14 protein-coding genes are annotated in these 15,223 nt (G+C 66.2%); 11 read left to right on the top strand and 3 right to left on the bottom strand.

What is annotated here, in order from left to right:
- The first annotated feature begins 16 nt into the window (after positions 1–16).
- The 6 genes from AC066Y_RS02410 (at position 17) to AC066Y_RS02385 (ending at position 4,057) form a co-directional block, all read left to right on the top strand.
- Positions 17–379 (top strand): hypothetical protein, encoded by a 363-nt coding sequence (locus AC066Y_RS02410; protein ID WP_224924685.1) that lies wholly within the window; start codon positions 17–19, stop codon positions 377–379.
- A gap of 1 nt (position 380) precedes the next feature.
- Complete coding sequence (locus AC066Y_RS02405) at positions 381–2,132, top strand: OmpA family protein (RefSeq protein WP_478272481.1); 1,752 nt, start codon at positions 381–383, stop codon at positions 2,130–2,132.
- Positions 2,132–2,632, top strand: a complete 501-nt coding sequence (locus tag AC066Y_RS02400; protein ID WP_092122751.1) for a Rab family GTPase — start codon at positions 2,132–2,134, stop codon at positions 2,630–2,632. Before AC066Y_RS02405 ends, AC066Y_RS02400 begins: the two co-directional genes overlap by 1 nt.
- A 385-nt stretch (positions 2,633–3,017) precedes the next feature.
- Positions 3,018–3,440: a DUF3597 domain-containing protein gene (locus AC066Y_RS02395; protein ID WP_478272480.1), complete on the top strand. Its 423-nt coding sequence runs from the start codon at positions 3,018–3,020 to the stop codon at positions 3,438–3,440.
- A 77-nt stretch (positions 3,441–3,517) separates the two neighbouring features.
- On the top strand, positions 3,518–3,802 hold the full coding sequence (locus AC066Y_RS02390; protein WP_478272479.1) for a hypothetical protein: 285 nt from the start codon (positions 3,518–3,520) through the stop codon (positions 3,800–3,802).
- 90 nt (positions 3,803–3,892) lie between these two features.
- On the top strand, positions 3,893–4,057 hold the full coding sequence (locus tag AC066Y_RS02385) for a hypothetical protein (RefSeq protein WP_176534052.1): 165 nt from the start codon (positions 3,893–3,895) through the stop codon (positions 4,055–4,057).
- Positions 4,058–4,091: 34 nt separating this feature from the next.
- Here AC066Y_RS02385 and AC066Y_RS02380 read toward each other — a convergent pair whose 3' ends face one another.
- Positions 4,092–4,922, bottom strand: coding sequence for a class I SAM-dependent methyltransferase (locus tag AC066Y_RS02380; RefSeq protein ID WP_478272478.1), 831 nt, complete (start codon positions 4,920–4,922; stop codon positions 4,092–4,094).
- Positions 4,909–5,373, bottom strand: coding sequence for an Rrf2 family transcriptional regulator (locus AC066Y_RS02375; protein WP_478272477.1), 465 nt, complete (start codon positions 5,371–5,373; stop codon positions 4,909–4,911). Before AC066Y_RS02375 ends, AC066Y_RS02380 begins: the two co-directional genes overlap by 14 nt.
- A gap of 295 nt (positions 5,374–5,668) precedes the next feature.
- Between AC066Y_RS02375 and AC066Y_RS02370 the strand changes: the two genes are divergently transcribed.
- Complete coding sequence (locus AC066Y_RS02370; protein WP_478272577.1) at positions 5,669–7,759, top strand: tetratricopeptide repeat protein; 2,091 nt, start codon at positions 5,669–5,671, stop codon at positions 7,757–7,759.
- A 24-nt stretch (positions 7,760–7,783) separates the two neighbouring features.
- Here the strand turns inward: AC066Y_RS02370 and AC066Y_RS02365 are convergent, their stop codons facing one another.
- Positions 7,784–9,514 (bottom strand): ATP-dependent Clp protease adaptor ClpS, encoded by a 1,731-nt coding sequence (locus AC066Y_RS02365; RefSeq protein ID WP_478272476.1) that lies wholly within the window; start codon positions 9,512–9,514, stop codon positions 7,784–7,786.
- 323 nt (positions 9,515–9,837) lie between these two features.
- Here AC066Y_RS02365 and AC066Y_RS02360 point away from each other — a divergent pair, with 323 nt between their 5' ends.
- From AC066Y_RS02360 to AC066Y_RS02345, 4 genes are all read left to right on the top strand, one after another.
- Positions 9,838–12,189, top strand: a complete 2,352-nt coding sequence (locus AC066Y_RS02360; protein WP_478272475.1) for a mechanosensitive ion channel domain-containing protein — start codon at positions 9,838–9,840, stop codon at positions 12,187–12,189.
- 223 nt (positions 12,190–12,412) lie between these two features.
- A complete protein-coding gene (locus tag AC066Y_RS02355) occupies positions 12,413–13,513 on the top strand; it encodes an LLM class flavin-dependent oxidoreductase (RefSeq protein ID WP_092122775.1) in 1,101 nt (366 codons plus the stop codon).
- Between the two features lie 80 nt (positions 13,514–13,593).
- Entirely contained in the window at positions 13,594–14,148 is a 555-nt protein-coding gene (locus AC066Y_RS02350) for a flavin reductase family protein (RefSeq protein ID WP_478272474.1), read from the top strand.
- Between the two features lie 315 nt (positions 14,149–14,463).
- A complete protein-coding gene (locus tag AC066Y_RS02345) occupies positions 14,464–15,219 on the top strand; it encodes an SDR family oxidoreductase (protein ID WP_478272473.1) in 756 nt (251 codons plus the stop codon).
- The last annotated feature ends 4 nt before the right edge of the window (positions 15,220–15,223 follow it).

Here is a 15,223-nt window from a genome sequence, read left to right as displayed (position 1 = left end):
TAAACAGGGAATGACCATGAAGGGTATCGAGCGCCAGACCAAGGATACGGATGGACTGGCAAACGCGGCGGCCGGCAACGGCGCGGATGCCGCGGCGCATGGCATGGCGGCGATCGATCAGGTCCGGGATCTCCTGTTCGGCGGCGCGCAACGCTCGATTGAGACCAACCTCTCGGGTCTGCGCGAGGAGATGCAGGCATCGCTGAAGCAGATGCAGGCGGACTTCACCAACGAGCTCACCGCGCTGCAGGCGCGGCTCTCCGACCTCGAACGCGATACCGAGCAGAAGCGCCTCGACTCGCTGAAGGATGTCGGTGCGGCCATCACCCAGCTCGGCGCTGCGATCAGCGGATTGGGATCCGGCCGCACGGGCAAATAGCATGGCAGCTGCTGCCGGCCAGAACCGCGAGATCGAGCAGCTCAAGACATTGCTGTTTCAGCCCGAAGCGACGCGTCTGACGTCGCTGGAGGCCGACCTCGACTCGCTGCAGCGCTATGTCGGCAACGCCGATCGCCTGGAGACGGCCACCGCCGGCATTCTGGTTGAGGCGCTGGAGCGCGCCGAAGTCAACCGGCCGCGCGAGCTCGCCACCGCGATTGCGCCGGTCGTGGTCTCCGCGATCCGCAGCGAGATCAAGAATTCGCGCGAGCAGATGATCGAGGCGCTCTATCCGATCGTCGGCCGGCTGGTCAGCGCCGCGGTTGCGAACGCGTTCCGGGAACTGGTTGCCTCGCTCGAGCAGCGCATCAATGCGCTGACCTCGGCGCAATTGTGGGTCGGGCGGGTCAAGTCGCTGGTGACGGGACGTCCGATCAGCGAGTTCGTGCTCGCCGACAGTCCGCCGCAGATCAACCGGCTGCTGATCATCGAACGCGGCAATGGCCGCCTGGTCGCCGACTGGAAGCGCGAGGCGACCGTCGACGAGCGCGCCGACCTGCTCAGCGCCATGGTTGCGGCGATCCTCGAATTCTCCGTGCAGGCCCTGGCCGGCGAAGGCAATCTGCAAACGCTCGATTTCGGCGGACGGCAGCTCGCGCTGCGCGCATCGCCCCGCTTCATCCTGGCGGCGGAGTGCCTGGGGCCGCTGCGCCCCGCCGACAACGCCAGGATCAATTCGCTGTTCTTCGATGCGATCGAGCGCATCGACCGCGGCGCGGATTGCGATGCGCCGATGCTCGCCTCGCTCGCAACCGCGATCGAGACCGACGACACGCCGCGGCGGATCGCGAGCCGGCGCGGCAAGGTGATCCTGTTTGCCGTGCTCGCCGCTGTGGCCGCGCTATTGCTCTATTTTGCCGCGACCTCGGTGACGCGCGCCCTGCTGGAACGGCGGACCCATGCCGCGCTGGAGCAGCTTGCCGCGAAGCAGCCGTTGCTGGCCACCTTCCCGCTGCGGCTCGACTTCGATCACGGCAGCCGAAGCATGGCCGTCTCGGGCATCGAGCCGAGCCAGTTGGAGACGGCGCCGTTGATCGACGCGCTCGCTGCGGCCGCGGCTCCCTACAAGGTGGTCGACCGCATCGGACTGGTGTCCACGCCGGAGCAGGCGGCGGCATCGCAGGCCGGCATTGCAGGCCTGCAGCAGAGCCTGACGCGCCTGCAGGCGAGCCTCGACCAGATGCGCGAGGCGATGGGCGCGCAGGCGAAGTCGGGCGACCAGAAATATGCCGCGCTGGCCGCGGAATATGACAAGCTCGGCGTGCAATACGCGAAGTTGAGCGAGCAATATGCGAAGCTGCAATCCGTCGCCGACGGTCCGGCGGCGCGGCTCGACCGCTTCATCGCCACGACCGCGATCTTCTTCGTCAACAATTCAGACGAATTCCTCGACAACGACCAGGCCGAGCAGCAGGTGCACGAGCTCGCCGGGCTGCTGACGAACAATGATCTCAGGCTGCGGATCGTCGGCTACGCCGATCAGAGCGGCACCGAAGGCACCAACAAGACGCTGGGGCGCAAGCGGGCGGAGCAGGTGCAGCGCAAGCTGACCGCGCTCGGGGTCGATCCGTCGCGGCTGATCTTGGTGTCGCGCGCCGCGACGATGCCGATCACCGACCGGCTCGACGCCACCGCCGGCGGCAACCGCCGCGTGGCGTTCGAGACGGTCTACCGAGGCGAAGTGGCCCGCTGATGCTCACCGCAAAAGTCATGCTGCTCGGCGATATGGGGGTCGGCAAGACCTCGATCCTCTATCGGCTGATCTACAACCGGTTCGAGGGCCAGTACAAATCGACGCTGGGCGTCGAGATCCTGAGCCATGACGTGGTGCCGGCGGATGGCAGCGACCCGATGCGCCTCGTGCTGTGGGACACCGACGGCGATTTCGGTACGCAGATTTTCGATACCGTCTATGTCACCGGTGCATCCGCTGCCATCATCGTGTCCGATGTCACGCGGCCGCAGACGGTGACCCGCATGGTCGAGCTGGTCCGCGGTTTTGAGGAGCGCTTCCCGGGCCGGCCCTACCGGGCGCTGCTCAACAAGATCGACCTGCCGGAAGCTGCCGGCAGCGCCGGCGCGATTGCCGAGCTCGCCAAGTCGAGTGTCAAACCGGTCAGCGCCAAGACCGGCGTCGGCATCGCCGAAAGCTTCGTCGAGCTGGCCCAGACCATTCGCCGCCGTCAGCTCTAGAGCATTTTCGGTTCTGATTGAATCAGAGCCGAAGCTCCAGATTCTTGTTTTGACGCGTTTTCTTCACGCGAACCGGTGTCCACTTCGCTCGAAAACGCTCTAGTTCACATAACTCCGCACACGTTTGTGTCAGCCGCCCCGACTTCTCGGGGCTGGCGAATCGGGCCGGGACGGCTGACTTCATCGCACGTGGGGCGTACGATGAAACGCGCGCGACGTGCGGTGCAGGACCGCACGATTCTCTCTCCAACTGCACCACGCCGTCCCACACTCCGATAGTGACGATGGTCATCTTCCGCTCGGCCAATGGCCTGCCTATCGTCCACCCGTCACTGGAACCAGTCACGGGACCCAACGGTGTCCCGGGCGCACGGAGTGAGAGATCATGAGCATTTTTGGAAGCATCATGGGTGCAATCTTCGGCCACGGCGCCCAGGCCAAGACACCTGACGGCAAAACCGCTGAGACCACAGCGACGGCTGCACCCGGCGCCGCACCGGCATCGACGTCAACGTCTGCATCGCCGGCACCCGGCACATCCGCGGCGCAGACGGTCGACGTCGCGGCGATCGTCGACAAGGCGGCGGCTGCCACCGGCGAGAAGCTCGACTGGCGCACCTCGATCGTCGACCTGATGAAGGCGCTCGGCCTCGACAGCAGCCTTGCTGCGCGCAAGGAGCTCGCCAATGAGCTGCACTACACCGGCGATACCAACAACACCGCCACCATGAATGTCTGGCTGCATCAGCAGGTGATGGCCAAGCTCGCCGCCAATGGTGGCAAGCTGCCGGCCGACATCAAGACCTGATCACCGCCTTGAGCCGTGCGCGGCGCACGCGTCCCGCACGGCTCCGAACCATGTGTATTGCGTGAGGAGCAGTTGCGATGACCTCATCTCATCCTGCCATCCTGAACAGGCCGCGGACCGGCGTCGTTGCCGCCTCGATCGGCGCGGGACTCGGCCTCGCGGTATTGGCGCTGGGCATCTCCATCGCCGTCGCGCGCGCCGATAACGCCGGCGACCAGCCGCAGCCGGCGCATGTGAATTCCGGTGTACAGCGTGCCGCGCAGACCCTGCCGCCAGCGCGGGTCATCCTGCCGGCGCCGTGGGAGCAGGCTGCTCCGGTGCAGCCGGTCGCAGCACCGGCGAAGCCGTCAGATCACAAATAATCTTCGCGCCTTCGTTGCGGCCGGCGATCCGCGCATTGCGTAACGGTCGCCGCGAATGGCCCGCACACCGCCCAGCTCTGGAGCCTCGCAATGCCAGAACAGGTCAAGCTGCCCCGAAAATTGTCGCAAGAGCCCGGCGGTCCGCCGTCGCTGCGGCCGAGCCACCGGCGGGTCATCGAGGACCTCGACCGCTGGGCCAACAGCCCCGGCTTGCAGCCACCGAGTGACGGAGACAAGGACGACGACAAGCACTAGCGTGCTCTGATCCGCAATTGATCTGCGGCGATTGCTAGGCGTGGCGCTGGCGCCGCCGCGCCGTCGCGATCAGTGCGGTCGAGGGAATCGCGAAGGTGTCTCCGACCCGCCCGCGCTCGATCGCGCTCCGGAAGGCGCGCGCGACGGCGGCGCTCTGCTCTGCGTCGAGCCCGCTCCAATGCGGCATGAACTCGAACAGTTTGTCGACGTCGGCGGGATTGGCGACATGGAGCTTGAAGTCGTGGGTGATCTCGGCGACGACAGGATCGCGGAAGCCGGCCGCGACGATCGCCGCACTGAGGCGGCCGGCATCGGCGAGTTCGGCGAGGCCCGTGCACGGCATCGGCGTGACGTTATTGGGGTAGAGCCGCCGGATGATCTGTGAGAGCAAGAGATGCACGGCGGCGCCGTCGGCGCTCTTCCAGACCGCAATCGCCGCCGATCCGCCAGGGCGCGTCACCCGCGCCATCTCGCGCAGTCCGGCGTGCCAGTCCGGAAACAGCATCACGCCGAACACCGACACCGTTGCGTCGAAGGCCGCATCCGGCAAGTCGAGCGCCTGACCGTCCATCTGTCGCGCCGCGATATTCGCCACATCATGTGCGCGGACCCGTGCCACCATGCCGGCCGAGAAGTCGATCGCGGTGACGTCGGCGCCCCTGCGCGCGGCCGCAAGCGCCGCGGCCCCCGTGCCGGTGGCGACGTCGAGCACCTTCGATGAAGGGCCGATCGGGAGCATCGCGACCGCGGCCTCGGCGAAGTGTGTCGTGAACGGCTGCGACTGCGCCTCGTAGGTGGCGACCATCTTGTCCCAGTGCGCGGGGTCGTTGAACGGAAGCGGTTTCGCCTGCTCACTTTGCTGCATGAATCTGATCCTCGAGGCTTTGTTTGTGTTTGGCAAGCCGGCGCTTGAAATCCTTCGCGAGCGCGTCGAGCGTCACCGCGCCGAGCCGCTTCAGGAAGATCGCCTCGACCTCGCGAAACGTGCCTGACAGCGCGTCGTTGACGGCCTGTTCGACCAGGCAGCCGGGATTTTCCGAGCGATGGCCCATCGCGACGATCGTGGGCGCGCCGATCGCGCGATAGATGTCGGCGAGCGTGATGTCGGCGGGGTCGCGCGCGAGCGTCCAGCCGCCGCCATGGCCCTTCTCGGAGCGGACCAGGCCTTGCTCGCGCAGGCCCGCCATCACGCGGCGCACGACCACCGGGTTGGTGGCCATCGCCCGTGCAAGTTGCTCCGACGTGACCGGTTCGCCCGCTCCGATCATGTGGAGCAGGCCGTGCAGGACACCGGATAGACGGCTATCACGTATCATGTAACGTCATATGTTACATGATGGAGTGAGCGTCAAGAGGTGCAGGCCCTGATCTCTTCTCCTTCCCCCTGAAAGGGGGAAGGTCGGGATGGGGGTCCAGCCACAGGCACCGCTGTTCGCGGAGACAGCTGATCCCACCCGCTTTGCTCTGCGAGCAAAGCGACCTCCCCTTTTCAAGGGGAGGTAAGAGCGCAATCCGGATTCGCGTGCCGGAATTCGCTACGCCGCCCGTTTAATCCCCATCGGGGTCTTGAGAGGCGGGGGCGGTATCGTGGGCAGTGTGGCTGTTGATCGGATGTTGCTGGATGCGGTGGCGCATTATGGCGCGGGCCGCGCGACGGAGGCCGGCACGCTGTGCGGCGACATCCTCACCGCCGATCCCGACCATGTTCCGGCGCTGCATCTGTCCGCCGTCATCGCCTTCGTGACCGATCGCGCCGCCGAAGGCGCGGTGCTGCTGAACCGGGTGTTCAGCCTCGATCCGCATCACGGACCGGCGTTCGCCACGCTCGGTGATGCGCTCGCCGTGAAGGGCGAGCACGAGGGCGCGGTGGCGGCGTTCCAGCGCGGCATCACATTGCGGCCGAAGGATGCCGGCCTGCACATCAAGCTCGGCGTTGCGCTGTGCGAGCTGTCGCGCTTCGACGAGGCCGAGGCGACGTTTCGCCGCGCGATCGCACTCGATGGCGGCCTGACGCGGGCGCGGTTCAACCTCGCCGTTGCGCTGGCCGGGCAGCAGCGCCCGGTCGAGGCGGAGCAGGCCTATCGCGAGGTGATCGCGCGCGATCCGGCCTATCGCGGGGTATGGCTCAACCTCGGCAACGCGTTGACCGATCAGAAGAAGCACGATGCTGCCGTCACGGCCTATCGCCGCGGGCTTGCCGCGGAGCCGGACCATCCGGGGCTGCAGAGCGGCCTTGGCGCGGCGCTCTACCGCCAGGGCCGGCTGGAGGAGGCAGTCGTGCATTATCGTCGCGCGATCGCGCTCGAACCCGACAATTTCGCGCCGCGACGCCTGCTGGCCATGGTGCTGCACGAGCTGGGCGAGCGCGAGGAGGCGGTCCGCATCTATCGGCATATCTCGGCTCGCGATCCGTCCGATCACGTCATCCTCAACAATCTCGGCGCCTGCCTGTTCGAGCTCGGACAGGTCGACGACGCCATCGCCTGCGCCGAACTGGCGCTGGCACTCAAGCCGGACTATGCCGCCGCGCACACCAATCTTGGGATCATCTTCGAGGCGCAGAACCTGGTTGAGGCGGCGGTCGCGGCGCATCGGCGGGCCATCGCGCTCGAACCCGATTACGCCAAGGGCCACGCCAATCTTGCGGTCGCGCTGCGCAATGCCGGCGAGATCGATGCGGCGCTGGTGGCCTCGCGCCGCGCTATCGCGCTCGATCCCGAGCAGCCGCTGGCGCATTACAACCACGCGCATTTCCTCCTGATGAACGGCGAGTTCGAGGAGGGTTTTGAGGAGTATCAGTGGCGCCGCAAGACCAAGATGCTCAGCGAAGGCGATCCCGTGTTCGACGAGCCGGAATGGCAGGGTGAGTCGCTGGAAGGACGCACTCTGCTCTTGTTTGCCGAATACGGGCTCGGCGACGCCATCAATTTCGTCCGCTATCTGCCGATGCTGGCGGGCAGAGGCGGCCGGATCATTCTGCAGGTGCAGCCGGCGCTGGTCTCGCTGCTGCGGCCGATGCTGCCCGATGTCGCGGTGTTCGCCCGCGGCGAGCCCTTGCCGCCGTTCGACCTGCAACTGCCGCTGCTGAGCCTGCCGAGGATTTTCCGCACCACCGTCGAGACTATTCCATCGGCGGTCTCCTATCTGCAGGCGGACGCCACCAAGCTCGCACGCTGGCGCGAGGCGCTCGCCGGTGTGTCCGCGCTGAAGGCCGGCGTGGTCTGGGCCGGCAATGCCAGGCACAAGGGCGACCACCAGCGCTCGCTGCCGGCCGATGCCGTGCTGCCGCGGCTGGTCAAACCAGGCGTGCAGCTCTACAGCCTGCAGAAGGAGCCGCGGCCGGACGACGCTCCGGTGCTGCGCGGCCTTGGTGCCGATATCGTCGACCTCGCACCGATGCTCGGCGATTTCGCGGACACCGCCGCGGCCGTCTGCGCGCTCGATCTCGTCATCGCCGTCGACACCTCGGTGGCGCATCTTGCCGGCGCGCTGGGCCGCCCGGTCTGGATGCTGTGTCCCTATGCGCTCGACTGGCGCTGGCTGCGCGATCGCGCCGACACGCCCTGGTATCCGACCATGCGGCTGTTTCGCCAGGACAGACCGCAGGCCTGGGAGGGCGTGCTGACGCGGATGGCCGACGAGCTCGCGCGCGTCGCACGGGAGGAGCGGGACCTGCTGCTGCCGCAAACGACGCACCGCTGACGACCAGCCGAGCCTCTCGGCCAGTCACCCCGCGCTCATCCCCTGCGCGCCGCCGAGCAGCTTGGCATTCAGCTGCCCGCCGTCGAACAACATTTCACTGACCGCGCCGTCGAGGTCGGAGGTGGTGACCTCTCCGCCGCCATCGCGGACGATGCTGGCCTGGGCGAGACGGCGCATCAGCTCCTTGATGAAGGCGGCGCTGACGCCTTCGGTGCGTCGCACGGCCTCGTCGATGACGGGTTGTTCGAGCGGCAGGCCCTTGCCATAGAGTCTGATCAGCTTGCCGCGTCCAATCTCGTCAGGCAGCGGCACCTCAATCGCCTGGTCGATGCGGCCGGGCCGGCCGGCCAGCGCACTCTCGAGCTCTTCGGGGCGGTTGGTGGTCAGCAGGAACAGGATGTCGCAATCCTCCTTCAGGCCGTCCATCTCGTTGAGCAGCTTGTTGAGCAGGGATTCCTCGCACGGCCCGCCCATGTCCTCCCGGTCGCGTGCGATCAGGTCGACATCCTCGATCACGACCATGGTCGGCTGCAATAGGCGGGCGAGATTCATATAGGCGCCGAGCAGGCCGACCTGTTCGGCGGTGATGATCAGCGTGGTGTGGTTTGGCAGGTTGGTGGCGAGATAGCGGATGGTGTGGGTCTTGCCGGTGCCGGGCGGGCCGTACAGCAGGATGCCCTTGCGGGTCGACTGCCCGAGCTTGCGCAGCAGATCGCGGCTTTCGACGAAGTCGAGCACGTTGCGGTCGAGCAGCCGCAGCGTCCGCTCCGGCAGGATCACGTCATCGCGCGCAACCGTCGGCAGCCGATGCACGGTGACGCCGCGGGCGCGGCCGCGATAGTCGGCGGCATCTTCCAGCGACAGAATCTTGCCGCGATAGGATCGTGCCGCATGCACGGCCGCTTCCAGCTCGGCAAAGGTCCGTTGCACCAAGGCGTTTCCGGCGATGCCTGCGGGCACCGCGAGCTCGATCCGCAAGCCCGGCTCGCTCCGATAATCTCGATGGTAGCTGAGCAGCACCGCGTAGCGCAGCTCTTCGGTCTGGCACAGCCACAAGCCATTGGTGAGGCATTTCACCGGCTCGGACTCGCCGACGTCGACGTCGTGATATTGCGGCGGCGCGATCGCCGGAGCGTTGCGGCTGTTTTCCATCAGCGCGGCGAAAGCGAGGGTCTCGTAGCGATGCTCCTCATGGAGGCCGAAGAAATGGAGCGGCGTATCGAACAGCCGGTCGATCGCGATCTGAACATCGGCACGCATGTGACCGGGAAATTGCCGCGACCGGGTCAGGATCTGGTTGCGTGGCACTCCCGCAAAATGCCAATCGAGTGCTATGAAGGCATATCGGAACTCCTCGCCCGGCAGCTTTTCCGAACTGGCCCTGGCGGCGAGCAGGCAGTTGCTGCACAGGCAGACCGTCTTGCGACTGAGAAAAACGTCCGTCACAGGATCCAGCGCGCCACAGAGGTCACACGGCCGGGCCGCATCGGCAGCTGTGCTCGTGATCAGCAACGAATGACCATTGCTGCGGATCAGCTGCTGGGCGGACTCCAACAGCGCCTGGGCCACGGCCGCTGGATAGGGGCCGCAGGCGATTCCGTTCAGGGTCTCGATCCGTGCGGTGGCGGCAACCGCCTCTTTCCGGGACTTGCCGAATACCGTGCGCAGCAGGTCGCGCATGAATTCTATCGGTGTCTCGCTATCGTCGTGAATGAACAGCTTGATCGGGCCGCCCTCGGCAAAGACATCGTGCATGATCACCTCGAAACGTAATCGGAACCAAAAGAACAAAATAAGAACATCACGGCCGCTGGCCTGCGTCAAGCGAAAGATTCCGCGGCTTCATCCCTGACGTGTGGTGAGCCGATCGGCCGGCCAGCCGGGTGCGCGCTGCATGCGTAAACGCCGCTCAACACTTGTGACGTCTGTGTTGCGGCAAATGCCAAGACATGGCCGCCACAGAGGCAAACTTCCGACACATCATCGGAGCGAAAAGGAGCATCCGACATGGCGCGAGCGCGAGAGCTGATTCCTTCCAGGGATCAGCCGTCGCGCAATGACTTTTAATAGAGGCCATCGTGTCGCACAGATTTCGTTTTGCGATTCTTCTCATCCTCACCCTGTTCGTCTCGCCCGCGCTTGCGCAGCCGGGCGCAAAGCCGGCGCCGCCGCAGCCCAGTACCGGCGATGCACTGACGCCCGAGCAGGCGAAGCGCGCGCTTGAGACGCTGCAGGACGACAAGAAGCGCGGCGAGATGATCAACACGTTGCGCGCCATCGCCAATGCCTCGCCGCAGGCTGCTGCCCAGCCCTCGGCGGAGCCCGCACCCGAGCAGCATTCGCCGATCCCGCTCACCGCCGACAGCCTCGGCGCGCAGCTTTTGCTGATGGTGTCCGAGCAGGTCGGCGAGATGTCGCGCGAGGTCGCCGACGTCGCGCGCACGCTGACGCATTTTCCCGCGTTCTATTATTGGTTCGTGCGTACGGCCAACGATCCCGCCGCCTATGGCCTGCTGATCGATATCGCCTGGAAGCTGGCGCTTGTGTTCGGCTGCGCGCTCGCTGCCGAATGGGTGGTGTTCCGCCTGATCAAGCGGCCGGTCGCGTTCCTCGAGGCGCGGCTGCCGCAGACCGCGCGCGTGCCGGTGCAGACGCTCGCCGGCGTCGATCCGCCGTCGTCGGTCGCCGACGTCACGCCGGAACCGGAACTGCATCGGCGCCGGCTCAGCCTGGCGCGGGCCTGGCAGTCCCTGGTCCGGCTGCCTTTCGTGCTCGGCCGCCTGCTGCTCGAATTGCTGCCGGTAGTGGTGTTCGGCGGCATCGCCACCGCGCTGCTCGGCACCGAGATCGGCGATCAGTCGACCACGCGGCTGGTGATCCTCGCCGTCGTCAACGCCTATGTGTTCTCGCGGGTCCTGATCTGCGCGGTACGCGCGCTGGCGGGGCCGTTCGGTCTGTTTCGGGTCCGTGCCGAGACCGCGGCCTATATCGAGATCTGGGCGCGGCGCATCGTCGCCGTCGGCGTCTCCGGCATCGCCTTTGCCAATGTCGCGCTGCTGCTCGGGCTGCATCGCGCCGGCTACGCCGCGCTGCTCCGGCTCGTGATGCTGGTGGTGCACCTCTTCGTCGTCGTCATCATCCTGCAATGCCGCCGCCAGGTCGCCGAATTCATCCGCGCGCCGGCCGATCGCACCGGCCTTGCGGCACGGACGCGCAATCGTCTCGCTTCGCTCTGGCATGTGCTGGCGATCGCGCTCGATCTCGCGCTGTGGGCGGTGTGGGCGCTCAACATCCGCAACGGCTATTCGCTGCTGCTGCAATATTTCGTCGGCACCGTCGCGGTGCTGCTGGTCACCCGGCTCGTCACCATGGTGGTGCTGAGCCTGATCGATCGCGGCTTCCGCATCAGCCCGGACCTGATGCAGCGCTTCCCGGGGCTCGAGACCCGCGCCAACCGCTATCTGCCGCTGCTGCGCAAGGTGGTCACGACGGTGATCGCCGTGGTCGGCTTCGTCGCGCTGCTCGAGGTGTGGGGCGTCGATGCCGTCGTCTGGTTCTATGGCGGCCAGATCGGCTCTCGGCTGATCTCGGCCCTGGTGACGATCGGCATTGCCGCGCTCGCCGCGGCCGTGATCTGGGAAGTCGCCAATGCGTTGATGGACCGGCAGATCGATACGCTGTCGCGCGAGGGACATTTCGCCCGCGCCGCGCGCCTGCGCACCTTCCAGCCGATGCTGCGCACCGCGCTGTTCTGCATCATCGTCGCGGTGGTCGGGCTCACCGCGCTCAGCGAGATCGGCGTCAATGTCGCGCCGCTGCTCGCCGGCGCCGGCATCGTCGGTATCGCGATCGGCTTCGGTTCGCAGAAGCTGGTGCAGGATCTCATCACCGGGCTGTTCCTGCTGATCGAGAACACCGTGCAGGTCGGCGACACCGTCACGGTGTCGGGCCTGTCGGGCGTGGTCGAGAACGTTTCAATCCGCACCATGCGGCTGCGTGCCGGCGACGGCTCGGTGCATATCGTGCCGTTCAGCGCGGTGACGACGATCACCAATGCCAGCCGTGGCGCCGGCAATGCCGCGGTCAGCGTCAACGTGTCCTACAAGGAGGACACCGACCGCGCCGGCGACGTGCTGAAGGACATCGTCGCCCAAATGCGCCAGGAGACGGCGTATCGCGCGCTGATCCGCGGCGATCTCGAATTGTGGGGCGTCGACAAGGTCGACGGCTCCGTCGTGACCATCGTCGGCCAGATCCGCTGCACCGACGGCGGCCGCTGGTCGGTGCAGCGCGAGTTCAACCGCCGCATGAAGCGGCGCTTCCAGGAGGAGGGCATCGAGATCGCCTCGATGGGCCAGACCATCCTGATGCAGCTTCCCGCGCCATCGGAGCCGGATTCCAACAAGCTGCCGCGCCGCGCGGCCGGTTGATTTCCGACGCCGCGTCCGTCTCATCGCTGCGACACCGTCTCGCGACGATGAGGCGGCAAGCGCCTCGCTCGGCCCGAGGCATGGCTTGCACCTAGCCGAAAACGCCGCCTTTCTCCTCCTCTCCTGCGATTTCCACGCTGGCACAGCGCTTGCTCAACGCATCTTCGAATGCGCGGCAAGACGCATTGCATGACTGAACCTCAAGCGAAGGAAGGAAACGCACATGGAGCTTGGCTACTTCACCATGCCCTCGCACCCGCCGGAGTGCGGACTGAAAGAGGGCCACGACTGGGACCTGCAGACGCTGCGCTGGCTCGACGAGCTCGGCTATCAGGAAGCCTGGATCGGCGAGCATCACACCGCGCCGTGGGAGCCGCATCCGTCGCCCGACCTGTTGGTCGCGCAAGCGCTGCTGCAGACCAAGAACATCCGCATCGGACCCGGCGGCTTCCTGCTGCCGTATCATCACCCGGCGGAGCTCGCCAACCGCGTGGCGATGCTCGACCATCTCTCGAACGGCCGCCTGAACTTCGGCGTCGCCGCCTCCGGCCTGCCAAGCGACTGGGCGATGTTCAATGTCGACGGCATGTCCGGCCAGAACCGCGACATGACCCGCGAGGCGCTCGAGATCATCCTGAAGATGTGGTCGGAGCCGGGCCCCTGGACGCACAAGGGCAAGTATTGGACGGTGTCGAAGCCGGACACGATGTTCGACTTCCTCAAGCCCCACATCAAGCCGTTACAGGGCCCGCATCCGCCGATCGGCGTCGCCGGCCTGTCGAAGAATTCCGACACGCTCAAGCTCGCAGGCGAGCGCGGCTTCATCCCGATGAGCCTCAACCTCAACCCAGCCTATGTCGGCAGCCACTGGGACTCGGTGGAAGCCGGCGCGGCCAAGACCGGCCGCAAGCCCAGCCGCAGGGATTGGCGGCTGGTGCGCGAAGTGTTCGTGGCGGACACTGATGAGGAGGCGTGGAGGCTGTCGACCGGCGACATGATGGGCCGGATGATGGGCGAGTATTTCCTGCCGCTGCTCGGTCATTTCGGCTTCAAGGACTATCTGAAGCACGCGCCCGACGTGCCCGACAGCGACGTCACTGTCGAATATTGCGCACGCCGGAATTGGGTCGTCGGCTCGCCCGCGACGGTGACCGAGAAGATCGAGAAGATCTACCGGGAGGTCGGCGGCTTCGGCGTGCTCTGCGTGTTCGGCTTCGACTACAAGCACAAGCCGGAAGCCTGGCGGCACTCGCTGGACCTGCTCAAGAACGAGGTGATGCCGCGGCTCAAGCATCTCGGCGCCGAGTTCGAGAAGGCTGCATGACAGATAGGCGGGGTGCGGGGCTTGCCTCGCACCCCGTCTCGCATATCTTTGAGGGAGCTATTTCGGTTCAGGGTCAGGGCATGACGGTCGACGCACAGAGTTTCAAGCAGGCGATGCGGCATTGCGCAGGCGCAGTGGCGCTGGTGACGGTCGGCCGCGAGCCGGGACAGCGCACCGGCCTGACGGTGACCTCGGCCTGCTCGCTGTCGGACAATCCGCCCTCGGTGCTGGTCTGCGTCAACCGCAATGCCAGCGCGCATGAGCGCATCCGCGCCGAGCGCCATTTCGTCATCAACTTCCTGAACGAGGACCACGCGCTGCTGGCGCTGACCTTCTCCGGCCAGAAGGGCGTCAACGGGGACGACCGCTTTGGCTTCGGCCGCTGGACCACTGGCGCCACCGGCGCCCCGGTGCTGGAGGATGCCGTCGCGGCGTTCGACTGTGTGCTGGCGCAGGAGCTCGAGACCAAGACCCATTCGATCTTCATCGGCGAAGTCCAGCATGTCCGCGCCGTGACCACGGTCGATCCGCTGATCTATCTGCGCAGCGGCTTCCAGAGCGTGCGCAACATCCACGATCCGATCACGCTCGGCGACATCGACGCGCGGCGCGTCAGCTGGAACGAGTTTTCCTGAAGCCGCGACGAGCGGCATGGCTCCCAAGTCAATCAGCACTGCTGACCAATCCTGATCAATTTGACGAACGGGCAATCAACGCGAGCGGCATGATATAATTGCTGTCGCGCATGCAGGAGCGATCGATACGGTGGCGCGAGTTCTTCAACTCTCCTCGTCAGCCGCACGTCCGCGCGATCTCGCTTTGCGAGTCCGCAACGTTCGTCGATATGTCGATCAACCGCGGCGCTCATCGCGCTTGCCGCCGGCAAGCTTGAAGCACAGGCTCGTCCCGAGATCGCTAGATCTCTGGTCATCGACAAGGGAGACCAAATCATGAAGATCGTTGTGATCGGCGGCACCGGACTGATCGGCTCCAGGACCGTTGCCATTCTGCGGCAACGCGGCCACGACGTTGTCGCCGCCTCGCCGAAGAGCGGCGTCAACACCATCACCGGCGAGGGGCTCAAGGAGGCACTGGCCGGCGCGGCTGTCGTGATCGACCTGGCCAACTCGCCATCATTCGAGGACAAGGCGGTGATGGCGTTCTTCGAGACTTCCGGACGCAACCTGCTGGCGGCGGAGGCGCCGGCCGGCGTCAAGCACCATGTCGCTCTGTCGATCGTCGGAACCGACCGCACGCCCGAGAACGGATACTTCCGCGCCAAGGTCGCCCAGGAAAAACTCATCGAGGCGTCCGGCATCCCCTACACCATCATCCGCGCGACGCAGTTCATGGAATTCGTCGGAGCCATCGCTGATGCGGGTGCAGCTGGAAACACCGTCAGACTCTCGCCTGGCCTGTTCCAGCCGATCGCGGCGGAGGATGTGTCCGCCCTTGTGGCCGATGTGGCGCTCGAGCCGCCGCGCAACGGCATCGTCGAGATTGCCGGACCGGAACGCGCGCCGTTCAACGAAATCGTGGCCCGCTACCTGAAGACGATCGGCGACCCGCGTCAGGTGGTGCGAGACCCAGACGCGCTCTACTGGGGCGGCCGGGTCGAGGAGCACTCGCTCGTGCCGTTGGGCGAGGCGCGCCTCGGCCGCATCGATCTGAACGAATGGCTGCGCCGCTCGCGACCGGCGGCCTGACGGG

This window comes from Bradyrhizobium sp. USDA3010 (assembly GCF_056429065.1).
This window is presented reverse-complemented; position numbering and strand designations above follow the sequence as displayed.